This window comes from Serratia sp. X3 (assembly GCF_014982455.1).
In the GTDB taxonomy this organism is placed as follows: domain Bacteria; phylum Pseudomonadota; class Gammaproteobacteria; order Enterobacterales; family Enterobacteriaceae; genus Serratia; species Serratia ureilytica.
On sequence record NZ_JADCNB010000001.1, the window covers coordinates 911357 to 933475 of the forward strand.

Here is a 22119-nt window from a genome sequence, read left to right on the forward strand (position 1 = left end):
GGGCTGCGCTGCAACGTCCATGACTGTGGACATGGCCCTGATAATGCCGCTTACCTGAGGCGTTATGAGGATTTTCTGACCCGCAGATACCATTCACACAGCAGGCGCACCTGCTTGCGGGTATAGCCTTTCTCCATCATGCGATCGACGAAGTCGTCGTGTTTTTTCTGCTCGTCCGTCGATGTTTTGGCGTTGAACGAAATCACCGGCAACAGTTCTTCGGTATTGGAGAACATCTTTTTCTCAATCACGGTGCGCAGCTTCTCGTAGCTGGTCCAGTTCGGGTTGCGGCCGTTGTTGTTAGCGCGGGCGCGCAGCACGAAGTTCACGATTTCGTTGCGGAAATCTTTCGGGTTGCTGATGCCGGCCGGTTTTTCAATTTTCTCCAGTTCGGCGTTCAGGGACTCGCGGTCGAACAGCTGGCCGGTGTCGGGATCGCGATACTCCTGATCCTGGATCCAGAAGTCGGCATAGGTGACGTAGCGGTCAAAAATGTTCTGTCCGTATTCCGAGTAGGATTCCAGATAGGCGGTCTGGATCTCTTTGCCGATAAACTCGGCGTATTTCGGGATCAGATAGCCTTTCAGGTGCTCCAGGTATTTCTCCGCCAAATCCTGCGGGAACTGTTCGCGCTCGATCTGCTGTTCCAGCACATAGAACAGGTGCACCGGGTTGGCTGCCACCTCGGCGTGATCGAAGTTGAATACCCGCGAGAGGATTTTAAAGGCGAAACGGGTGGAGAGACCGTTCATGCCTTCGTCAACCCCGGCGTAGTCGCGGTATTCCTGATAGGACTTGGCTTTCGGGTCGGTATCTTTGAGGCTTTCGCCGTCATACACGCGCATCTTCGAGTAGATGCTCGAGTTTTCGGGCTCTTTCAGCCGCGACAGCACGCTAAAGCGCGCCAGCGTTTCCAGCGTGCCCGGCGCGCATGGCGCATGGGTCAGCTCACTGTGATCCAGAAGCTTGTCGTAAATTTTGATCTCTTCCGACACGCGCAGGCAGTAAGGCACCTTGACGATATACACGCGGTCGAGGAACGCTTCGTTGTTCTTGTTGTTACGGAAGGTCACCCACTCGGATTCGTTGGAGTGCGCCAGAATAATGCCGCTGAACGGCAGGGCGGAGATGCCTTCGGTGCCGTTGTAGTTGCCTTCCTGGGTTGCGGTCAGCAGCGGATGCAGCACTTTGATCGGCGCTTTGAACATCTCGACGAATTCCATAATCCCCTGGTTGGCGCGGCACAGGGCGCCGGAATAGCCGTAGGCGTCCGGGTCGTTCTGCGCGTGGTTCTCCAGTTTACGGATGTCCACTTTACCGACCAGCGCCGAGATGTCCTGGTTGTTCTCATCGCCCGGCTCAGTTTTGGCGATGGCGATCTGTTCCAGAATGGAAGGGCGCACTTTCACCACTTTAAACTTGGTGATATCGCCACCGAACTCATGCAGGCGCTTCGCCGCCCACGGCGACATGATGGTGCCGAGATAGCGACTTGGTATATTGAACTCTTTTTCCAGGATCGTGGCATCTTCCTGCGGATTGAACAGGCACAGCGGATGATCGTTGACCGGGCTGCGTTCGCCGTTGGCGCTGAGGGTGTAGATGGGCACGCGTTGCATCAGCGCTTTCAGACGTTCCGCCAGCGAGGACTTGCCGCCGCCCACCGGGCCCAGCAGGTAAAGGATCTGTTTCTTCTCTTCCAGGCCTTGAGCGGCGTGTTTCAGGTAAGAGACGATCTGTTCGATGGCCTCTTCCATGCCGTAGAACTCTTCGAAGGCCGGATAGCGTGCGATCACGCGGTTGGAGAACAGGCGCGACAGGCGTGATTCCAGCGCAGTGTCGACCATCACAGGTTCACCGATAGCCATCAGCAGACGTTCGGCCGCGTTGGCATAGGCACTGCGATCTTGCCGGCAAATGGTAAGAAATTCCTGCAGTGTGAACTCTTCGTCCTTGGCAGCTTCGTAGCGCTGGCGATAGTGGTCAAATATGTTCATGATGCCCGTCCTTTCGTTATTAGCACAGGTTAAAGAGAGCGTGTGATAGTGTTCTGGCTCCCGAAAGATGAGAATACGCCTAAGTACAGCAACCCGTATGCCAACTTGGTGCGCTTATTATCGCGAGTTGCGCTGTATGCCACTGGGCTCAGGATAAATTCACCTTCTGATTTAAGCTTAGTTTGCTTGCCGGAAAATTTCCTGCCGTAGAAAAAGCTTTTTTTAAGTCATATCAATGACTCAGTTATTGCCGGGATAACCAAATGCCTTGTCTGGCGCGGCCTGCGGCATGAATCGTCATCGTTCCGCCATGATTAATTCATAATTCCGCTATAAGTTATTCGATCTTGGTCGTTTTCTATTGTAAAGATTAGGCGCGTAACTAAATTTTCACATAAACTATTGCGGCTATTAACCCTGTAATTTATGGAAAAAGAACCAGTGAAGATTTCAAAACTCAAAACGCTAGCAATTATCGCTTCCGCAATGGTTTGTGCGCAAAGTGCTCAGGCGGGAACCTGGTCACTCGGCGCTGCCGCGCTGGTTAGCCCGGACGCGTATCGTGGTTATCAGGACCGCGTTTATCCGGTGCCCGTCATCGACTATGAAGGTGACGACTTCTACTTCCGTACTCTGACCGCCGGTTACTACCTGTGGAAAGATCAGGAAAACCAGCTGAGCATCATGGGCTACTACACGCCATGGGGTTACCGTCCGGGCGACAGCGACGACGATCGCATGAAGCGTCTCGACAAGCGCCGTGGCACGCTGATGGCCGGCCTGGCCTATTCACACAACGCCGAGTGGGGCACCATTCGCACTACCTTTACCGGCGACACGCTGAACAACAGCAACGGGCTGGTGGGCGACGTGGCCTATCTGTACAAGTTTGATCTGGACGCGCTGACGCTGGTACCGGGCGTAGGCGTGATGTGGAACAGCAAGAACCAGAACAAATATTACTACGGCGTCAGCGCCAATGAATCGCGTCGCAGCGGCCTTGACAGCTACACCCCGGGCGATAGCTGGGCGCCGTACCTCGAGCTGAGCGCCAATTACCAGATCAACAAGAGCTGGAACGCCTTCTTCGTCGGCCGCTATGTGAAGTTGTCGGATGAAGTGAAAGACAGCCCGATGGTGGATAAATCTTACACCGGTTTGTTGATGACGGGCGTGAGCTACACCTTCTAATCACGCATTGCACGATTATCGTGCATGGCGTGCATCAAAAAGGGGCGCTGGCGCCCCTTTTGCACATCTGTAGTGCGCCGCCGCGCTCAGTGTATTAGGCCTTCTTGCGGCTGCGGAAGGTGACGCCCAATCGAGCAGGTTGTTCGCCGGCGGCGATCAGCGGTTTGCTGACGCGCCCGGTCTCTACGCAAACCATGGTCTTGTAACCGTCGTTCGGCATGTCCCCCATGCTGCAAGAGAGCTCTACGCCGGGGTTCCAGGCGATAACGTCGCTCATATGGTGGTGGTGAACCTCGATGGTGCGAGCGAGCGCCGGATCGCGGATCAGGCTGAAGGCCTCGGGGCAGGTATAGACGCGGTCGGTTTGGCCGACGAAGGTCACTTCGCCGGTCTGACGCGCTTCGGCGCCGCCCGCCACCTTATCGATATACGGCTCGCCCAAGCCCGCTACGCTGACCCGATCGATATCGCCAACCTGGAAGTAGCTGTGCAGCGCCGCCGTGGCTTGATAATCGCCGTGCGACTCCAGTTCGATCTCGCACTCTTCACCCAGCTTGAAGCGAGCGATCAGCGTGAAGGCGTGCGGCCACAGTTTGCGGGTCTGCTCATTGTCTTTCAGCGTAAAGGTCAGGATGACGCCGTTGTCATCTTCATCGTGCGCCGTCAGGCTCCAGGGCTGGTTGCGGGCAAAGCCGTGGGAGGGCTGCGCCACCGGGCCGAACCAGGGCCAACAGATCGGCACGCCGCCGCGGATGGCCTTGCCTTTGGCGAAAGGCGTGTTGTTGCTGAGCCAAATCACCGGCTGCTCACCGCTAGGCTGCCAGGCCAGCAAATGCGCGCCCTGCAGCGCGACCGCCGCGCGCACTTTCGGGTGCGACACGACCACCACGCCCAGCTCATCGAGTTGGCGCTGGCTGATATAAGGAGAAATCTGTTCGGAAACGGGCAGGGTGAAAATTTTCTCGTTCATTTCATTACCTTATTGTTTGCCGGAGAGACAAATAAAAAAGGGCGACAAAAATGTCGCCCTTATTATCAGCTTAACATCATGCCATTACTTGGAGATGTGAGCGATCAGATCCAGAACCTTGTTGGAATAACCGGTTTCGTTGTCGTACCAGGAAACCAGTTTCACGAAGTTGTCGTTCAGTGCGATACCGGCTTTGGCATCGAATACGGAAGTCAGCACTTCGCCGTTGAAGTCGGTGGAAACCACGTCGTCTTCAACATAGCCCAGAACGCCTTTCATCGAGCCTTCAGCGGCGTCTTTGATGGCTTTCTTGATTTCTTCGTAGGTAGCCGCTTTTTCCAGACGCACGGTCAGGTCAACAACGGATACGTTAGGAGTTGGTACGCGGAACGCCATACCGGTCAGTTTGCCTTTCAGCTCTGGCAGAACCACGCCAACCGCTTTCGCTGCGCCGGTAGAAGAAGGGATGATGTTCTGGGATGCGCCGCGGCCGCCGCGCCAGTCTTTGTGGGACGGGCCATCAACGGTTTTCTGAGTAGCGGTGGTCGCGTGAACGGTGGTCATCAGGCCTTCAACGATACCGAAGTTGTCGTTGATGACTTTAGCCAACGGCGCCAGGCAGTTGGTGGTGCAGGAGGCGTTGGACACGATGTCCTGGCCGGCATATTTGTCAAAGTTAGCGCCGCGCACGAACATTGGGGTCGCATCTTTGGATGGGCCAGTCAGAACGACTTTCTTAGCGCCAGCGGTGATGTGTTTACGTGCGGTTTCGTCGGTCAGGAAGATACCGGTCGCTTCAGCAACCACGTCAACGCCCACTTCGTTCCACTTCAGGTTAGCCGGGTCTTTCTCTGCGGTAACACGGATGGTTTTGCCGTTAACAACCAGGTGGCCGTCTTTAACTTCTACCGTACCGTTGAAACGGCCGTGAGTAGAGTCATACTTCAGCATGTAAGCCATGTACTCTGCGTCCAACAGGTCGTTGATTGCAACGATCTCGATGTCAGAACGCTCTTGAGCAGCACGGAAAACAATGCGACCGATACGGCCAAAACCGTTGATACCTACTTTGATAGTCATATATTCCACCAGCTATTTGTTAGTGAATAAAAGGTTGGTTGTAAAATTACAAAAACCTTACCCAGCGTCAAGCGGAATCGTGTCAATACTTGCGGCAAGTCAAACCGGAAGGGTGGTTTTGCACGCTTATTGCACAGTCCATTTGCGCTCGGCCTCATCCGTTATATGGGGACAAGCCGCCAAGTATAAAGTCAGCATACGCAAGATGTGTGATCGCTATCACATATCATCGTGACGTGGCCTTTATGGGCTACAGTTTAGGCCAAAAACCCCTGCAGCGGTGTTAATTTTTTGTTATTATTAATCATTGTTTTCGTTGACATTATCCACATTCAGAGATAAGCACAAATGGCTAAAGAGACAACCCCCGCTCATCCGGTCACGGAACTGAATGAAATCCAACGTTATGTCACGCAACAGCGTGGCACCGAAGCGCCGTTTAGCGGCAAATTGCTGCACAACAAGCGTGAGGGCGTGTACCATTGTCTGTGCTGTAATCAGCCGCTGTTTTATTCCGAAACCAAATACGATTCCGGCTGCGGCTGGCCCAGCTTTTACGAGCCGGTTTCCGCCGATGCAATCCGTTATCTTGATGATAATTCACATAATATGCATCGTGTTGAAATCCGCTGCGGCCACTGCGACGCGCACCTGGGGCATGTATTCCCCGATGGCCCGCAGCCGACCGGTGACCGTTACTGCGTCAATTCCGCCTCGCTGAGTTTCACCGATGGCGAAAATGGCGATCAAACGGCCGGTTAAGTGGTAATTTAACCAACAAAATCGATTCAGCTAATTATTCTTCCGTAAGCGAGAAGGGCCCTGATGGACGTGAAAGATCTGATTGCGGCGATGACGCCCGAGATATACCAACGCCTGGTGCAGGCGGTTGAACTGGGCAAATGGCCGGATGGCGTGGCGCTGACGCCGGAGCAAAAGGAAAACAGCCTGCAGGCGGTGATGCTGTGGCAGTCGATGAACAACGTCGATCCGCAGCATATGAGCATCGGCACCGACGGGCAGATCGTGATGAAGAGCAAACAAGAGCTGAAGCAGCAGTTCGTTGCCGAGCCGCTGGTGAAACTCAAGCCACAGTAAGGCTCCACCCCTAAAGCGGGGCGATGTCGCCATCGCCCCGTCGATTCAACGTTTCTCGCCCTTTATGCCCAGCGATTCCGCCAGCTGCTGCGCCAGCCGGTTGTTGTCATCTGCGCCGTATTCCCAGAACATCGCACCGCCCAATCCCTGGCTTTTGATGTTTTCGCCGCCGCCCAAAGAAGGCGCCGATAGCGCCCGTCAGGAGTTAATTGGCGAGAAATTGTGACAGGGTAACCAGTTGGGCGCCGGCGCGCGCCATCTCCTGCAGCGCCCGCTCACTGTCGTCCGGCTGCAGATTCACGCCGCGGCAGCCGTCGACGATCACCTGCGTCGGATAGCCGGCAGCCAGCGCATCCAGCACGCTGAACTTCACGCAATAGTCGGTCGCCAGGCCCATGATCGCCAGCTGCTGAATGCCCTGCGATTGCAGCCAGCCGTGCAGTTCGGTCTGTGCCCGGTGGCCGTTATCGAAGAACGCGCTATAGCTGTCGATGTCCGTATCCTGCCCTTTGCGAAAGACGGCATTGATGTGTTGCCGCTGCAGTTGAGGATGAAAATCGGCGCCGAGGCTCCCTTGCACGCAGTGCACCGGCCACCACACCTGCGGCAAGCCTTCCAGCTCACCGAAGGTGCCGACTTGCGCATCGGAGTTCACCGCAAAGCTGCGGTGATTGGCGGGATGCCAGTCCTGGCTGGCCACCACCGGTTCGCCGCGCGCCAGGCAGGCGGCGATCGCCTGATTGGCGACCGGGATGACGGCGTCGCCCTCCGTGACCGCCAGCGCGCCGCCGGGGCAGAAATCATTTTGCAGATCGATCAACAACAGGGCCTTTTTCATCGCCGCTCCAAAGATCGGTAGGTTAACCGTTGATGCTCAGCTCGCCGCGCAGATCTTGCTGCATCAGGGCGCGGATTTGTTCCGGCGTCAGCGGCTGGCTCAACAGATAGTGCAGCTTGGTCAGAGCGGCTTCCACCGTCATGTCGAAACCGCTGATCACCCCGGCGTGCGCCAGCGCGTTGCCGGTGGCGTAGCCTTCCATATTGACGCGCCCGGAGATGCACTGCGTCAGGTTGACCACTACGATGCCGCGTTCGGAAGCCGCGCGCAACTCGTCGATCAGCTCGGCCTTCTGAGGTGCGTTGCCGACGCCGTAGGAGCGTAAGATCAGCGCCTTGACCGGCTGCAGCAGGAAGTTGCGCACCACCGCGCCGGAAATGCCCGGATAGATGGTGACGACGCCGATCGGTTGCGGCGTGATGTCATGTACCTGCAGCGCGCCGTTGCAAACCGGGCTGTCGATGCCGTGCTGGCGACGAATGTGGATACCGGCTTCCAGCAGCGGCGGCAGGTTGGGTGAAGCGAAAGCGTCGAAGCCGTCGGCGTGCGCTTTGGTGGTGCGGTTGCCGCGGAACAGCTTGTTGTTGAAGAACAGGCTGACTTCGTTCACCGGATGGTTGGCCGCCAGGTACAGTGCATTCAGCAGATTGGTTTGGCCATCGGAGCGCAGCTCCGCCAGCGGAATCTGCGAGCCGGTGACGATCACCGGTTTGGCCAGATTCTCCAGCATGAAGGAGAGCGCCGAGGCGGTGAACGCCATGGTATCGGTGCCGTGCAGGATCACGAAGCCGTCGTAGCGATCGTAGTTCTGCTTGATGTCGTCGGCGATGTGCTGCCAGTCTTCCGGCGTCATATCCGAGGAATCGATGAGCGGCGCGTATTCATGAATGGTGAAATCCGGCATCTCCGGCCGATGGAATTCCGGCATCAGCGCCAGCTGACGCTGCAGGTGGCCGGAAACCGGAATATAGCCGTGCTCGGAACGCTGCATGCCGATGGTGCCGCCGGTGTAGGCGACGTAAATGGATTTCTTTTGCATGGTTATGATTTTAACAAAGATAAGATGGGCTGAATTATAGGGACATGGCGGCAGAAAAAAAGCCCGGCGGAGGCCGGGCTGCAGAATTATTTGTTAGCGGACTTCTCCGCAGGTCAGACAGATCGCGTAACGGTTCTGCGGATCGTTCAGGTTATTGAACAAGCCCGGCTGCTCTTTCACCGCATTGGCGACCGAGGCCAGCGGGGCAGGCAGCATGGCCTGAATCGCCGCCGGCAGCATGGCGTGAATGGAAACGCCGAACTGGCTGAGCACCATATCGCTCAGGCTCGGGGTGTCGACGAACCAGTCGAGCTGCCATTGTTGCAGTTTCGCCAGCTCAGCGGCTTTCTTCACCGCATCGTCGAAATCGCCCAACTGATCGACCAGGCCGTTGGCCTTGGCATCGCTGCCGAGCCACACGTGGCCCTGCGCGATTTGGTCAACCTGCTGCGGAGTCATTTTGCGTGATTTGGCGACCAGATCGAGGAAGTTCTTATACCCGTTTTCGATATTCAACTGCATCATCTGCGAGAACTCCTGCGGCAACGCCTTGGTGACCGCGATATCGGCCAGTGGCGATGTCGCCACGCCGTCGGTGTGTACGCCCAGCGTATCCAGGGTTTTCTCGTAGGTATTGATGATGCCGAAAATGCCGATGGAGCCGGTGAGCGTGCTCGGGCTGGCGATGATGTAATCGGCCGGCGTCGAGACCCAATAGCCACCCGACGCGGCCATGCCGCCCATCGACACCACCACCGGTTTGCCGGCGGCGCGCACGGCGGCCAGCTCGGAGCGGATCACTTCGGACGCGCTGACGCTGCCGCCAGGGCTGTTGACGCGGAACACCACGGCTTTGACGGCCGGATCCAGACGGGCCTGACGCAGCTCGGCGGCGGTGGTGTCGCCCCCGACGTTGCCCGGCGTCTGCGGGCCGTCCATGATGGCGCCGTTGGCGAACACCACGGCGATCTTGCCGCCCTGGTTGGCGTCCGGCTTCGGCTGGTAGTCGTAGATGCTGATGGCGTTGAAATCGTTCGCCTGTTTGTCCCAGCCGAAGGTTTTGACCAGCTGATTTTCGATCGCGGTGCGCGACGCCAGCTCGTCCACCAGCTTATTGTCCAGCGCATAGCGGGCGGTGTCGCCGCCTGCCGCCTGCAGGCCGCTCAGCACGCCGGCGGCGCCGGGGAATAGCTGCTGCGGCGTCAGCTGCCGGTTGGCCGCCACGGTTTCCAGATAGTTCTGCCACAGACCGCCAATCCAGCGGCTGTCCGCTTCGCGCGCCGCCGGTGACATGTCGTCGCGGATCAGCGGTTCGACCGCCGATTTATAGGTGCCGACGCGGAAGATATTGGTGGTGACCTTGAGCATGTCCAGCAACGACTTGTAATACAGGTTGTTGGTGGCGAAACCGTGCAGATCGACCGCGCCCTGCGGCGACAGGTAGACCTTGTTGGCGTAGCTGGCCAGGTAGTATTGCGTTTGATTGTAACTGTCGCCGATGGCGAAGATCGGTTTGCCGCTGTCGCGGAACTCGCGCAGCGCTTTGCCGATATAGCGCAGCGAGGGCTGATCGGCGCCGGCGAAGTCATTCAGCTGCAACACCATGCCGGTAATGTTTTTGTCGTCTTTGGCCTTGCGGATGCTGTCCACCACGTCGAACAGCGAGTTCTCCTGCAGGCGGCTGCTGGAGGCGCCCAACAGTTCACGCCCCCATTGCCGCACCCGGTTGTTTACCGAAGGCTGATCGACTACCACGCCGCTTAAATCGACCAACAGCGCGCCGCGCGCCGGGGCCGTCGAGGTGGAGGAACTTTGGAAGGACAGATAGATGCCGACCCCAACCAGGATCAGCAGGACCAGGAACAGGTTAAGGATCAGTTCCCTGATAAAATTCAGCAGACGCCATGTCCACCGGAAAATGCCGGCAATAATTTGCCACAATGTGCGCATGTGCTCTCCAACAAGAGTCGAGAATGTTCCGCTATCCTAATGAGCGGCCGGGTAAATGTCAGCTTTAAATCGTGGCACACAGACGCTATCGCCGAGGCTGTAACTCGCCGTTTAGCTATGTTAACGTGGCCGGAATGAAAATTGTTATCAGGAGTTTACGATGGATGCTCTGGATCTTTTATTGAATCGTCGCTCGGCTTCGCGCCTGGCGGAACCGGCGCCGGCGGGGGAAGTGCGCCAAAACATCATCAACGCGGGCCTGCGTGCGCCCGATCACGGCGCGCTGCAGCCGTGGCGTTTCGTGATGATCGAGAATCAGGGCCTGGAGCGCTTCAGTCAGCTGCTGCAGGCGGCGGCGAAGCAGGATCAGTTGGATGAGGCGGCGATCGAAAAAGCCACCAAGGCGCCGTTCCGCGCACCGCTGATCATCACCGTCATCGCGCATTGCACTGAAGAGACCAAGGTGCCGCGCTGGGAGCAGGTAGTTTCCGCCGGTTGCGCCGTGCAGGCGATGCAGATGGCGGCGCTGGCGCAGGGCTTTAACGGCATCTGGCGCACCGGCGCCTGGACCGAGCATGCGCTGGTGCGTGAAGCCTTCGGTTGCCGCGAGCAGGACGAGATCGTCGGTTTCCTCTATCTGGGCACGCCGCAGCTGAAGGCCGCCACTAAAGTGACGCCACCGGACAGCACGCCTTTCGTCAGCTATTTCTAAGTATTATCCGACGGGGCGCGGCGAAAATGCGCCAAACCCCGCAAAATTGCATGGTTTCTGAGCAGGCCGTTCGCTTATCGGCGGCATGCTCTTATCAATCCCCTCGGCAAGCGCTACCCTATGTTATCTTGAGTGCCGTTATCGAAGGGAGTGGACTATGACATCGCCAGCGATCCGTTTAACCCAGTACAGCCATGGCGCTGGCTGCGGCTGCAAAATCTCACCGAAAGTTCTCGAAACCATCCTGCACAGCGAGCGGGAGAAATTTGTCGATCCGCGTCTGCTGGTCGGCAATGAAACCCGCGACGACGCGGCGGTATATGACATCGGCAACGGCGTCGGCATTATCAGCACCACCGACTTCTTCATGCCGATCGTCGACGATCCGTTCGATTTCGGCCGCATCGCCGCCGCCAACGCCATCAGCGACGTGTACGCCATGGGCGGCAAACCGATCATGGCGATCGCCATTCTCGGCTGGCCGATCGCCAAACTGCCGCCGGAGGTGGCGCAGCAGGTGATCGACGGTGGGCGTTTCGCCTGCCAGCAGGCGGGGATCGCGCTGGCCGGCGGCCACTCCATCGATGCGCCTGAACCTATCTTCGGCCTGGCGGTCACCGGCGTGGTCAATACCGAGCGGGTGAAGAAGAACAGCGCCGCGCGGGCCGGGGCTAAACTCTATCTGACCAAGCCGCTGGGCATCGGCGTGCTGACGACCGCCGAGAAGCAAAGCAAGCTGCGCCCCGAGCATCAGGGGCTGGCGACGGACGTGATGTGCCGCCTGAACAAACCGGGCGCCGACTTTGCCGAGGTGGCGGGCGTCACGGCGATGACCGACATCACCGGCTTTGGCCTGCTGGGCCACCTGAGCGAGGTATGCCAGGGCTCCGGCCTGCAGGCGACGGTCTGGTTCGATCGGGTGCCGAAGCTGCCGCACGTTGAGGCGTATATTGCCGAGGGCTGCGTGCCGGGCGGTACCGGGCGCAACTTCGACAGCTATGGCCATCTGGTGGGCGAGATGAGCGATCTGCAGCGCCAGTTGCTGTGCGATCCTCAGACCTCCGGCGGTTTGCTGTTGGCGGTATTGCCGGAGGCGGAAGCGCAGGTGCTGGCGATTGCCGAACAGCATGGCATTACGCTCAACGCCATCGGCGAGCTGCATGTGGCATCGGCCGATAAGCCGCTGATCGAGGTCGTGTAGTGTCCAACATGCAAGGAAGGCCGGACAGCGACGATTACCAACGCATTTTCCTGCAGGACGTGCCGCTGATTGACGTGCGCGCGCCGATCGAGTTTCAGCAGGGCGCCTTCGCTCAGGCGCTGAACCTGCCGCTGATGATCGACAGCGAGCGGCAGGCGGTGGGCACTTGCTATAAACAGCATGGGCAGCAAGCGGCGATCGCGCTCGGCCACAGTCTGGTGAACGGCAAACTGCGCGAACAGCGCACCGCCGCCTGGCTGGCGGCCTGTGCGCAGCGGCCCGAAGGCTATCTCTATTGCTTCCGCGGCGGTCTGCGCTCACAGCTGGTGCAGCAATGGCTGCATGAGGCCGGCGTCGAGTACCCGCGTATCATTGGCGGTTATAAGGCGCTGCGCAATTATTTGCTTGGCGTGCTGGCGCAAAGCGCGGCATTGCCGATGGCCCTGGTGGGCGGCAATACCGGCAGCGGCAAGACGTTGCTGGTCAACGAACTGGCCGACGGCGTCGATCTAGAAGGCGCGGCGCGCCATCGCGGTTCATCTTTTGGTCGAACGCTGGCGGGCCAGAGCTCGCAGATCGATTTTGAGAATCGTCTGGCTGTGTTATTGCTGAAAAAACAGCATGGTGGCAGCCGCCGTTGGGTGCTGGAAGACGAAGGGCGGATCATCGGCAGCAACAATCTGCCGTTGCCGTTGTTCAATGGGATGCAGCAGGCGCCGGTGGCGGTGATCGACGATCCGTTCGACATTCGCCTGGCGCGTTTGCAGGCGGAATATATCGACGGCATGCGCGCACAGTTCGAACAGGCCTATGGTATGGAAGAGGGCTGGCGACAGTACGACGACTATCTGCACCACGGCCTGTTCGCCATACGCCGCCGCCTGGGGTTGGAACGCTTCCAGCAGCTGACGCAGCGGCTGGAAGCGGCGCTGCGGGCACAGCGGCTCAGCGGCCAGGGCGAGGCGCACCGCGAGTGGCTGGCGCCCCTGTTGCAGCAGTACTACGATCCGATGTATTGCTATCAGTTGGAAAAGAAAGCCCAGCGGATTGTCTTCCGTGGGAACTATGCAGAAGTAAGAGAATTCTTGATGACGTTCAGCCAGAAAAACGGTGAATAATGCGACTGTTCATAGCCGAGAAACCGAGTTTGGCGCGCGCCATTGCCGACGTCTTGCCCAAGCCGCATCGCCGCGGCGACGGGTATATCGCCTGCGGCAACAATGATGTGGTGACCTGGTGCGTCGGCCACCTGCTGGAGCAGGCTCAGCCTGACGCTTATGACAGCCGCTATGCGCGCTGGTCGTTGGCGGATCTGCCGATCATTCCCGAAAAATGGCGGTTGCAGCCGCGGCCTTCGGTCAGTAAACAGCTCAACGCGATTAAAAAGTTGCTGCTTGAAGCCGATGAAGTGGTTCACGCCGGCGACCCGGATCGCGAAGGGCAGTTGCTGGTGGATGAGGTGCTGGACTACCTGGATCTGACACCGGAAAAACGCCAGAACGTGCGCCGCTGTCTGATCAACGACCTCAACCCGCAGGCGGTGGAGCGCGCGGTTGAACGCCTGCGCGACAACCGTGACTTCATCCCATTGTGCGTGTCCGCCCTTGCGCGCTCACGCGCCGACTGGCTGTACGGCATCAATATGACCCGCGCTTATACGCTGCTGGGCCGCAACGCCGGTTATGACGGCGTGTTGTCGGTGGGCAGGGTGCAGACGCCGGTGCTGGGGTTGGTGGTGCGGCGCGATGAAGAGATCGAAAACTTCGTGCCGAAAGACTTCTTTGAGGTCAAGGCGCACATCGTCACGCCGAAAGAAGAGCGTTTCGTGGCGCTGTGGCAGCCCAGCGAGTCGTGCGAGCCTTATCAGGACGAAGAGGGGCGTTTGCTGCACCGGCCGTTGGCGGAGCATGTGGTCAAGCGCATCGAAGGCCAGCCGGCGCTGGTCACGTCTTATAACGATAAACGGGAATCAGATACCGCGCCGCTGCCGTTTTCGCTCTCCACGCTGCAGATCGAAGCGGCCCGGCGTTATAACCTCAGCGCCCAACAGGTGCTGGACGTTTGCCAGCGGTTGTACGAAACCCATAAATTGATCACCTATCCGCGTTCCGACTGTCGCTATCTGCCGGAAGAGCATTTCGCCGGCCGTCACGCGGTGCTGAACGCCATCAGCGTGCACCAGCCTGAGTTGTATCCGCAGCCGGTGATCGACAGCGATCGCCGCAACCGCTGCTGGGACGATAAAAAAGTCGATGCGCACCACGCCATTATTCCCACCGCCCGTGCTGGCAAGGTCAACCTGACGCAGGATGAGCGGAACGTGTATGGGCTGGTGGCGCGCCAGTATCTGATGCAGTTTTGTCCGGATGCGGTATTCCGCAAATGCGTGATTGAGCTGGATATCGCCGGCGGCAAATTTATCGCCAAGGCGCGTTTCCTGGCGGAAGCCGGTTGGCGTACGCTGCTGGGCAGCAAGGAGCGCGACGAGGAAAACGAAGGCGCACCGCTGCCGGTGGTGGCTAAAGATGATGAGCTGCTGTGTGAGCGTGGTGAGGTGGTGGAGCGCCAGACGCAGCCCCCGAGGCCGTTTACCGACGCCAGTCTGTTGTCGGCTATGACCGGCATCGCGCGCTTCGTACAAGATAAAGCGCTAAAGAAAATCCTGCGGGCGACCGATGGTTTAGGTACGGAAGCGACGCGAGCGGGGATCATCGAATTGCTGTTCAAACGGGCGTTTCTGTACAAGAAGGGACGCTATATTCACTCCAGCGAAACCGGGCGCGCGTTGATTCACTCGCTGCCGGATCTTGCTGCGCGTCCTGATATGACGGCCAACTGGGAGGCAACGCTGACGCAAATCAGCGAGAAATCCTGCCGTTATCAGGACTTTATGCAGCCGTTGGTCGGCACGCTGCAAGAGCTGATTTATCAGGCCAAGCAGAGCCGGGCGAGCATGGCGTTTCGTGGGTTGCCGCCGCCGCCTTCCAGCGGAGGCAAAAAACGCAGGAAAAGCGCCGGCAAGGCGCAGGAGAAGAGTGAATGAAGCGTGGACTCAATGGGGTGCTGGCTGCCGCTGCCCTGGCTTACTGCGGCCTGGCGGCCGCCAACCGGGGCGATGTGGACGTGGTGTTGCCGGTTTCGCCGGAGATCTGGGGGACGGCCAAAAGCGGCGCCAATTCGCCGCAACCCTGCAACCGCTGTTGCGTCTACCAGAATCAAAACTATTCCGAAGGCGCGGTGCTCAAAGTCGAAGGAGAAGTGCTGCAGTGCGTGCGTGAGCCTAACACTATCGGCACCAACCCCTTGATTTGGGTGCGATTGAAGAAGTGACTATGTAACTATCGCCGCGCTCAGCGCGCATCGCCTAGCGCGGCGATATAGTCGGCCAGCAGTGGAATGTCGGCCGGGGCCAGGGTATATTCCTGCGCCTGTTGCGGCGTGACCCACACCAGCGCTGAGTGAAAGCGCTGTTGCAGTTCACCGGAGAACTTTGCGACTCGCCAGGCGTGCAGCCGGATGAGGCGTTCGCCTTGCTGCCACTGATTGCTGCCCACATAGTCGCCGATACGGGCGCAAATCCCCAATTCTTCATCCAGTTCGCGTGCCAGCGCCTGCGGTTGGCTTTCACCCGGCTCAACTTTGCCGCCGGGAAACTCCCACAGACCGGCCTGATCGCTGCCTGCGCCACGCTGGGCCAGCAAAATACGCCCATTTTGTTCCAGAATGGCGGCTACCACGTCGATAATTTTCATTGGCTTCACTGAGTAAAACCCCGGCGGGCGCCGGGGGGATGGGATTACAGCGTAAATTCCGCCCAGACCGGCGCATGGTCGGAAGGTTTCTCCATGCCGCGGGTTTGGTAATCGATGCCGGTGGCGATGCAGCGCGAAGCCAGTGGGGTGCTGGCCAGCAGCAGATCGATACGCAGGCCGCGGTTGTCGTCGAACCCTTTGGAACGGTAGTCGAACCATGAGAACTCGTCGTTGCGCCCCGGGTTGGCGTGGCGGTAGGTATCGACCAGGCCCCAGTTCAGCAGGCGGTCCATCCATTCACGCTCTTCCGGCAGGAAGGAGCATTTACCGGTGCGCAGCCAGCGTTTGCGGTTCTCTTCGCCGATGCCGATATCGTAATCGCTGGGGCTGATATTCATGTCGCCCATGATCAGCACCGGGGATTCCGCCGATAGCTGCTGCTCCAGGTAGTTTTGCAGATCCTGATAAAAGCGTGTTTTAGCCGGGAATTTGATCGGGTGGTCGCGGCTTTCACCTTGCGGGAAGTAGCCGTTGATCACCGTCAGCGTGCCCTGCGGCGTAGCCAGATCGGCCATGATGATGCGACGCTGCGCGTCTTCTTCATCGGTCGGGAAACCGCGGCGCACGGCCAGGGGCTCCGCTTTGGTCAGCAGCGCCACGCCGTAATGGCCTTTTTGCCCGTGATAGAACACGTGATAGCCGTGCTGGCTGACTTCTTCCAATGGGAACATGTCATCGTGAACTTTGGTTTCCTGCAGACCGATCACGTCGGGCTGGTGCTGTTCGATAATTGCCGCCAGCTGATGCGGACGCGCGCGCAGTCCATTGATATTAAAAGAGACAAACTTCATGAGCGGTGCCGTTTTCACGAGAAAAATGTGCTGTGATAGTAGCAGAGTTTGGCGGGAAATGTAACGCAGACAGCGGCGAGCCCGCTGACTGCGCAGCCGGCCTTATTTCGCCCAGCGGTCGTAATTTTTGGGTTGATAGTCGTCAAACTGTTGCAGCAGCGTTTGCGCCGATTCGCTGATGTGCAGCGTACCGAGATAGTCGTGGCGCATGAAGCCCTGATCGGCGACGTGTTCGAGGAACTGGCTCAGTGGGCGGTAGAAACCGTTGACGTTCAGCAGGCCGACCGGTTTGTTGTGATACCCGATTTGCCCCCAGGTCCAGATTTCAAACAGCTCTTCCAGCGTGCCGATGCCGCCGGGCAGGGCGATAAAACTGTCCGCCAGCGCCGCCATACGGGCTTTGCGCGTATGCATGTCTGGCACCACTTCCAATTCAGTCAGGCCGCGATGCGCCGTTTCCGCTTCAACCAGGCGCTCGGGGATAATGCCGACAGCTTCACCGCCCGCCGCCAACACCGCGTCCGCCACAATCCCCATCAGTCCTTTTTTGCCGCCGCCGTAGATTAAACGGCGCCCCTGTGCGGCCAGCAATTGCCCCAGTTGGCGAGCCTGCTCGGCATAAGCGGGATTGACACCTTCGCTGGCGCCACAAAAAACGCAAATATTGTTTCGCATCCACCTGTTCCTTACTGCACTAAAGAAGCCAGTGGTATAGCGAATTGTCGGCCGGAGTTCAAGTTACGGGCGTAGGAGAGAAATAAAACGTCTGGATGAAAGCGGTTAATAAGGGGAGATAACTTGATTTATTGATACGAGAACATTGGATACAACGTGTTTTAAGTAGGGTTTGGATTTTTCTGCAAGGGATGGTGGTGGGGGAAGGATGATTCGTCGCTGCGCGACTCACCCTGCGGGCCGCGCTGAAGCGCGTTGTCTCACTGCGTGAGACTCGAACCTTGTCGAAGCTTCTCATCCTTCCCCTGTGCGGAGCATTATGGAGGCGATGTGCTTTTAACTCAGTTTTGGGATTTTCTGCAAGAGATGGTGGTGGGGGAAGGATGATTCGTCGCTGCGCGACTCACCCTGCGGGCCGCGCTGAAGCGCGTTGTCTCACTGCGTGAGACTCGAACCTTGTCGAAGCTTCTCATCCTTCCCCTGTGCGGAGCATTAAGGAGGCGATGTGCTTTTAACTCAGTTTTGGGATTTTCTGCAAGAGATGGTGGTGGGGGAAGGATTCGAACCTTCGAAGTCAGTGACGGCAGATTTACAGTCTGCTCCCTTTGGCCGCTCGGGAACCCCACCATGGTATTCATGGGTTTTCTGATTTTTTAAGGAAAGGGCTAAATTCCTATTGTGCGCTTCTAAGGATTACCGCGCTAAAGCGCGTTGTCTCGCTGCGCTCGGCTCGAACCTTGTCGAAGCTTCTCATCCTCCCCCTCGGCGTCTAATGATATTTCAGCTTTCGCTTCAAGTTCATCAACAGAGAGAAGATGGTGGTGGGGGAAGGATTCGAACCTTCGAAGTCAGTGACGGCAGATTTACAGTCTGCTCCCTTTGGCCGCTCGGGAACCCCACCATATACATGGCTATTTAACTGGCCTTGCTTGCGAGAGCGCTGTCTCGGTAAGCGGGGCGCATCATATCAAATGAAGCGGATGTGTAAAGCATTGAAATGCAGAAAATGAATCGTTTGCCGTTTTTTTATTCTTGGCGGTGCATCCCTGAACGAAATGCACCGATTTATTGAACGATTACAGAATAACGGTGCGATTGCCGTAGACGAAGACGCGCTGCGCCAACACCTGATACAGGGCTCGGCTGAGCACGTTTTTCTCTACATCGCGGCCGGCGCGCATCATATCCTCGGCGGAATAGGTGTGATCGACGTGGATCACGTCCTGCATGATGATCGGGCCTTCGTCGAGATTGTCGTTAACGTAGTGAGCCGTGGCGCCGATGATTTTCACTCCGCGTTCGTAGGCCTGGTGATAAGGCCGCGCACCGATAAACGCCGGCAGGAACGAATGGTGAATGTTGATCACCTGATTCGGATAATGTTGCACGAAGGCCGGCGTCAGCACGCGCATATATTTGGCCAACACCACGTAATCCGGCTGATATTGATCGATCTTGGCCGTCATTTCGCGGTCGTGCTGTTCGCGCGTCAATCCTTCGTGGCTCACCAGATGGAAAGGAATATCGAAACGCTCCACCAGCGTTTGCAGCGTGTCGTGGTTGCCGATTACGGCGGCGATCTCAACGTCGAGGCCGCCATAGGCGCTTTTCATCAACAGATCGCCCAGGCAGTGCGCCTCTTTGGTGACCAGCACCACGATGCGACGGCGCCCGGTGCTGTGCAGTTCACGCAGCGAACCTTCCGGCAGGGCGCTGTCCAGATCGGCCAGCAGCGTGTTGTCGTTGAAAATGCCTTCCAGCTCGGTGCGCATGAAGAAACGCCCGGTGCGGTGATCGACGAACTCATTATTCTGGACGATATTGAGCTCGTGCTTGTAACAGATGTTGGTGATCTTGGCGATCAGCCCTTTGGCGTCCGGGCAGATGGTGCGTAACACTTTTCGTTGTACATTTTGGTGTGGCATGGGTTTGAGGATCCTGTCTGATACTGAACGGCCTGTCTGCGCAGGCGTTAACGTGAAGCGCGGCCGGTTAGCGCCCGCAGCACTTCTTATATTTTTTCCCGGAGCCGCAGGGACATATCGCATTTCGGCCGGGCTGGGGTTTGCTGCCGTCGATATAATACCAACGTTGATCGCGACGAAGGAAGCGTGAGCGCTCATGCATCGCCTGGGGCTCGCCGCTTTCGCCATCGGTGAAGCGGGCGATGAATTCGACGAAGCCTTCGTCCGGCTCATGGCCGGTTTGCTCCTCGACGATCGTCAAGCCCAGCCATTCGGTGTTTTTGAAACTGTCGACGATCGCAGTGCGCCATGCTTCGGCGCCGCAGTCGGGGTGCCAGGTGGCGATCAGATAGTCGACGTTATGATTCACGTAGGCGGTGAAGCGTGAACGCATCAGTTGGCCGGGCGTCGGCGCCGGCTGACTGCCGCTGATAAAAGGGGCGCAGCACGCGTTATACGCCAGTCCGCTGCCGCATGGGCATGATTCGGGCAAAATAACTCCTGAGAAAACGAGGCTGAAAATGAATTTAGCGCATATGTTACCTAACAATATTCGTCAGTGACAATCTACCCTGAAAGCAGAGAACACCTTTTACCGAGAGGATGGCGCTATGCGGCAAATCAAGATCGGACTGGCGCTGGGAGCGGGCTCGGCTAAAGGCTGGGCGCACATCGGCGTGATCAATGCGTTAAAGAAACTGGGGATTGAGGTCGATATCGTTGCCGGCTGCTCTGTCGGCGCGTTGGTGGGGGCGGCATTCGCCAGTCACCGTTTGCCGGTGATGGAGCAGTGGGTGCGGTCGTTCAGCTATTGGGACGTCATTCGTCTGATGGATTTTTCCTGGCAGCGCGGCGGTTTGTTGCGCGGCGATCGGGTGTTCAATGCCGTCGGGCAACTGTTGAAGATCAATGATATTGCCGAATGTGCGCTGAAGTTCGGCGCCGTGACGACCAATCTCAGCACCGGCCGCGAACTGTGGCTGACCGAAGGCGATATTCATCAGGCGGTGCGCGCTTCTTGCAGCATGCCAGGCCTATTGGCGCCAGTGTGGGCCGACGGCTATTGGCTGGTGGACGGCGCGGTGGTCAATCCGGTACCGGTGTCGCTCTGCCGGGCCCTGGGCGCCGATATTGTCATTGCGGTCGATCTGCAGCATGACGCGCATCTGATGCAGCAGGATCTGTTCTCGATACGCGGCGAGGACGAAAGCCTGGACGATACGCCTGCGGAGACCTGGCGCGGGCGCCTGCGGGAGCGTGTCGGCAGAATGCGCAAGCGCAAACCGACGACGGCGCCGACGGCGATGGAGATTATGAGCGCATCGATTCAAATGCTGGAAAATCGCCTGAAGCGCAACCGGATGGCGAGCGATCCGCCGGACGTTTTGATCCAGCCTTTTTGCCCGCAAATCTCAACGCTGGATTTCCACCGCGCCGATGAAGCGATCGCGGCGGGGTTGCTGGCGGTTGAAAAACAACTGGATCGGTTGTTGCCGTTGATAAAAAATAGATAATTCTCGGTTCTTGGTTGGCAATGCGCGGTTGGTCTGTTTCAGACGAGCATAAGTGACCTTTTTGAGCCACTATTACACTATGGAAAGGGACGAGGCTCGGCTGATGGCATTACCACTCACTCACAAGCGTATCTTGATCGTTGAGGACGAACAGGTTTTTCGTTCCGTGCTGGTCGGTTATCTGACCTCGCTGGGCGCTGAAACCGGCGAGGCGACCAACGGTTTACAGGCGCTGAGTGCCGTCGATGACTTCAAGCCGGATCTGATTCTGTGCGATCTCGCAATGCCGGAAATGGGCGGCATCGAATTCGTTGAACACCTGCGTCTGCAGGGGCTGCAGATCCCGGTGCTGGTGATCTCGGCTACCGACAAGATGGCGGACATCGCCAAGGTGCTGCGTTTGGGCGTACAGGATGTGCTGCTGAAGCCGCTGACCGATCTCAATCGCCTGCGTGAGGCGGTGCTGGCGTGTTTATACCCCAATATGTTCACCTCCCAGGCGATTGAAGAGGTTGAGCTGTTTCAGGATTGGGACGCGCTGAGCAAGAATCCTTCCGAAGCCGTCAAACTGCTTAAGCAATTGCAGCCGCCGGTGCAGCAAACCATTGCGCATTGCCGGATCAACTATCGCCAGTTAACCACGGGCGAAAATCCCGGGCTGGTGCTGGATATCGCGGCATTGTCAGAAAAAGACCTGGCGTTCTATTGCCTGGACGTCACGCGCGCCGGTGATAATGGCGTATTGGCGGCGCTGCTGTTGCGCGCATTATTTAATGGGTTGCTGCAAGACCATCTGGCTAATCAACAACATCGCCTGCCGCAAATGTCGGCATTGTTAAAGCAGGTTAATCAATTATTGCGGCAGGGGAAATTAGACGGCCAATTCCCGCTGTTGCTGGGATATTATCATGCCGAAAATAAAAACCTGATTCTGGTTTCCGCCGGGCTGCATGCCAACGTCAATACCGGCGACAATCAAATTCAGCTGAGCAACGGCGTGCCGTTGGGCACGCTGGGCGCCACCTACATGAACCAGATCAGTCAACGCTGTACGGCCTGGCAATGTCAGGTATGGGGCAGCGGCGGCCGATTGCGGCTGATGCTCAGCGCCGAATAATGGACGTTGATCGGCGATATCTTAAGCTATTCACTTATCGGTAATTAAACCGTTTATTTTTTCTCCCGATTATCAGAACGGGTAATAGTCCTAAATGTTTTCTATTTGTGTTCTGGTTAATGCCAGGCGCGCATAAGCTGGTATACTCCGAAGGTTTTTTTTATATCGAT

The 22119-nt window shown here is 57.8% G+C and carries 22 protein-coding genes, 2 tRNA genes and 2 other RNA genes; 10 read left to right on the forward strand and 16 right to left on the reverse strand.

Going from position 1 to position 22119, the window contains the following annotated elements:
- Window positions 1–62: 62 nt before the first annotated feature.
- Entirely contained in the window at window positions 63–1997 is a 1935-nt protein-coding gene (yeaG, locus tag IMX17_RS04340) for a protein kinase YeaG (protein ID WP_016927472.1), read from the reverse strand.
- Between the two features lie 426 nt (window positions 1998–2423).
- Between yeaG and IMX17_RS04345 the strand changes: the two genes are divergently transcribed.
- On the forward strand, window positions 2424–3188 hold the full coding sequence (locus tag IMX17_RS04345) for a MipA/OmpV family protein (RefSeq protein WP_025303095.1): 765 nt from the start codon (window positions 2424–2426) through the stop codon (window positions 3186–3188).
- A 94-nt stretch (window positions 3189–3282) separates the two neighbouring features.
- Here IMX17_RS04345 and IMX17_RS04350 read toward each other — a convergent pair whose 3' ends face one another.
- Window positions 3283–4158 carry a D-hexose-6-phosphate mutarotase gene (locus IMX17_RS04350; RefSeq protein ID WP_046898902.1) on the reverse strand — a complete coding sequence of 292 codons (876 nt, stop codon included), beginning with the start codon at window positions 4156–4158 and terminating at the stop codon, window positions 3283–3285.
- 84 nt (window positions 4159–4242) lie between these two features.
- Complete coding sequence (gene gapA, locus IMX17_RS04355; RefSeq protein WP_004932222.1) at window positions 4243–5238, reverse strand: glyceraldehyde-3-phosphate dehydrogenase; 996 nt, start codon at window positions 5236–5238, stop codon at window positions 4243–4245.
- Window positions 5239–5586: 348 nt separating this feature from the next.
- On the opposite strand from gapA, the gene msrB reads away from it, so the two are divergent.
- Both msrB and IMX17_RS04365 read left to right on the forward strand, forming a co-directional pair.
- Window positions 5587–6000: a peptide-methionine (R)-S-oxide reductase MsrB gene (gene msrB / locus IMX17_RS04360; RefSeq protein WP_033643315.1), complete on the forward strand. Its 414-nt coding sequence runs from the start codon at window positions 5587–5589 to the stop codon at window positions 5998–6000.
- Between the two features lie 63 nt (window positions 6001–6063).
- Window positions 6064–6336, forward strand: a complete 273-nt coding sequence (locus IMX17_RS04365; RefSeq protein WP_004932218.1) for a YeaC family protein — start codon at window positions 6064–6066, stop codon at window positions 6334–6336.
- Window positions 6337–6381: 45 nt separating this feature from the next.
- Here IMX17_RS04365 and IMX17_RS25310 read toward each other — a convergent pair whose 3' ends face one another.
- The 4 genes from IMX17_RS25310 to sppA all read right to left on the reverse strand — a co-directional run bounded on the left by IMX17_RS25310 (window position 6382) and on the right by sppA (window position 10163).
- Entirely contained in the window at window positions 6382–6513 is a 132-nt protein-coding gene (locus IMX17_RS25310) for a hypothetical protein (protein ID WP_255511577.1), read from the reverse strand.
- A 28-nt stretch (window positions 6514–6541) separates the two neighbouring features.
- Entirely contained in the window at window positions 6542–7174 is a 633-nt protein-coding gene (gene pncA, locus IMX17_RS04370; protein ID WP_193549364.1) for a bifunctional nicotinamidase/pyrazinamidase, read from the reverse strand.
- 22 nt (window positions 7175–7196) lie between these two features.
- A complete protein-coding gene (gene ansA / locus IMX17_RS04375) occupies window positions 7197–8213 on the reverse strand; it encodes an asparaginase (protein WP_033643312.1) in 1017 nt (338 codons plus the stop codon).
- Between the two features lie 93 nt (window positions 8214–8306).
- Entirely contained in the window at window positions 8307–10163 is a 1857-nt protein-coding gene (sppA, locus tag IMX17_RS04380) for a signal peptide peptidase SppA (protein ID WP_033643311.1), read from the reverse strand.
- Between the two features lie 160 nt (window positions 10164–10323).
- Here sppA and IMX17_RS04385 point away from each other — a divergent pair, with 160 nt between their 5' ends.
- The 5 genes from IMX17_RS04385 (at window position 10324) to IMX17_RS04405 (ending at window position 15406) form a co-directional block, all read left to right on the forward strand.
- Complete coding sequence (locus IMX17_RS04385) at window positions 10324–10875, forward strand: NAD(P)H nitroreductase (protein ID WP_004932204.1); 552 nt, start codon at window positions 10324–10326, stop codon at window positions 10873–10875.
- 157 nt (window positions 10876–11032) lie between these two features.
- Window positions 11033–12076 carry a selenide, water dikinase SelD gene (selD, locus tag IMX17_RS04390; protein WP_046898905.1) on the forward strand — a complete coding sequence of 348 codons (1044 nt, stop codon included), beginning with the start codon at window positions 11033–11035 and terminating at the stop codon, window positions 12074–12076.
- Window positions 12077–12084: 8 nt separating this feature from the next.
- Window positions 12085–13194 (forward strand): tRNA 2-selenouridine(34) synthase MnmH, encoded by a 1110-nt coding sequence (gene mnmH, locus IMX17_RS04395; RefSeq protein ID WP_182264330.1) that lies wholly within the window; start codon window positions 12085–12087, stop codon window positions 13192–13194.
- Window positions 13194–15119: a DNA topoisomerase III gene (locus IMX17_RS04400; protein WP_046898907.1), complete on the forward strand. Its 1926-nt coding sequence runs from the start codon at window positions 13194–13196 to the stop codon at window positions 15117–15119. Before mnmH ends, IMX17_RS04400 begins: the two co-directional genes overlap by 1 nt.
- A complete protein-coding gene (locus IMX17_RS04405) occupies window positions 15116–15406 on the forward strand; it encodes a DUF1496 domain-containing protein (protein WP_046898908.1) in 291 nt (96 codons plus the stop codon). The genes IMX17_RS04400 and IMX17_RS04405 overlap by 4 nt, the downstream gene beginning before the upstream one ends.
- A gap of 20 nt (window positions 15407–15426) precedes the next feature.
- On the opposite strand, the gene IMX17_RS04410 is transcribed toward IMX17_RS04405, so the two are convergent.
- The 9 genes from IMX17_RS04410 to IMX17_RS04450 form a co-directional block, all read right to left on the reverse strand.
- Window positions 15427–15828: a pyrimidine (deoxy)nucleoside triphosphate diphosphatase gene (locus IMX17_RS04410; RefSeq protein WP_182265091.1), complete on the reverse strand. Its 402-nt coding sequence runs from the start codon at window positions 15826–15828 to the stop codon at window positions 15427–15429.
- A 44-nt stretch (window positions 15829–15872) separates the two neighbouring features.
- Window positions 15873–16679, reverse strand: a complete 807-nt coding sequence (xthA, locus tag IMX17_RS04415) for an exodeoxyribonuclease III (RefSeq protein ID WP_046898910.1) — start codon at window positions 16677–16679, stop codon at window positions 15873–15875.
- A 102-nt stretch (window positions 16680–16781) separates the two neighbouring features.
- Complete coding sequence (locus IMX17_RS04420; protein WP_004932190.1) at window positions 16782–17354, reverse strand: TIGR00730 family Rossman fold protein; 573 nt, start codon at window positions 17352–17354, stop codon at window positions 16782–16784.
- A gap of 192 nt (window positions 17355–17546) precedes the next feature.
- Window positions 17547–17673, reverse strand: a non-coding RNA gene (locus tag IMX17_RS04425) — RtT sRNA.
- Window positions 17674–17721: 48 nt separating this feature from the next.
- Window positions 17722–17848, reverse strand: a non-coding RNA gene (locus IMX17_RS04430) — RtT sRNA.
- 48 nt (window positions 17849–17896) lie between these two features.
- Window positions 17897–17981, reverse strand: a tRNA-Tyr gene (locus tag IMX17_RS04435).
- A gap of 189 nt (window positions 17982–18170) precedes the next feature.
- Window positions 18171–18255 (reverse strand) — tRNA-Tyr (locus IMX17_RS04440).
- A 175-nt stretch (window positions 18256–18430) separates the two neighbouring features.
- Window positions 18431–19279, reverse strand: a complete 849-nt coding sequence (gene purU, locus IMX17_RS04445; RefSeq protein ID WP_004932187.1) for a formyltetrahydrofolate deformylase — start codon at window positions 19277–19279, stop codon at window positions 18431–18433.
- A gap of 67 nt (window positions 19280–19346) precedes the next feature.
- Window positions 19347–19811, reverse strand: a complete 465-nt coding sequence (locus tag IMX17_RS04450; protein WP_046898911.1) for a YchJ family protein — start codon at window positions 19809–19811, stop codon at window positions 19347–19349.
- A gap of 118 nt (window positions 19812–19929) precedes the next feature.
- Between IMX17_RS04450 and rssA the strand changes: the two genes are divergently transcribed.
- Both rssA and rssB read left to right on the forward strand, forming a co-directional pair.
- Window positions 19930–20832 (forward strand): patatin-like phospholipase RssA, encoded by a 903-nt coding sequence (gene rssA / locus IMX17_RS04455; RefSeq protein WP_046898912.1) that lies wholly within the window; start codon window positions 19930–19932, stop codon window positions 20830–20832.
- A gap of 103 nt (window positions 20833–20935) precedes the next feature.
- A complete protein-coding gene (gene rssB / locus IMX17_RS04460; protein ID WP_004932178.1) occupies window positions 20936–21949 on the forward strand; it encodes a two-component system response regulator RssB in 1014 nt (337 codons plus the stop codon).
- Window positions 21950–22119: the final 170 nt, after the last annotated feature.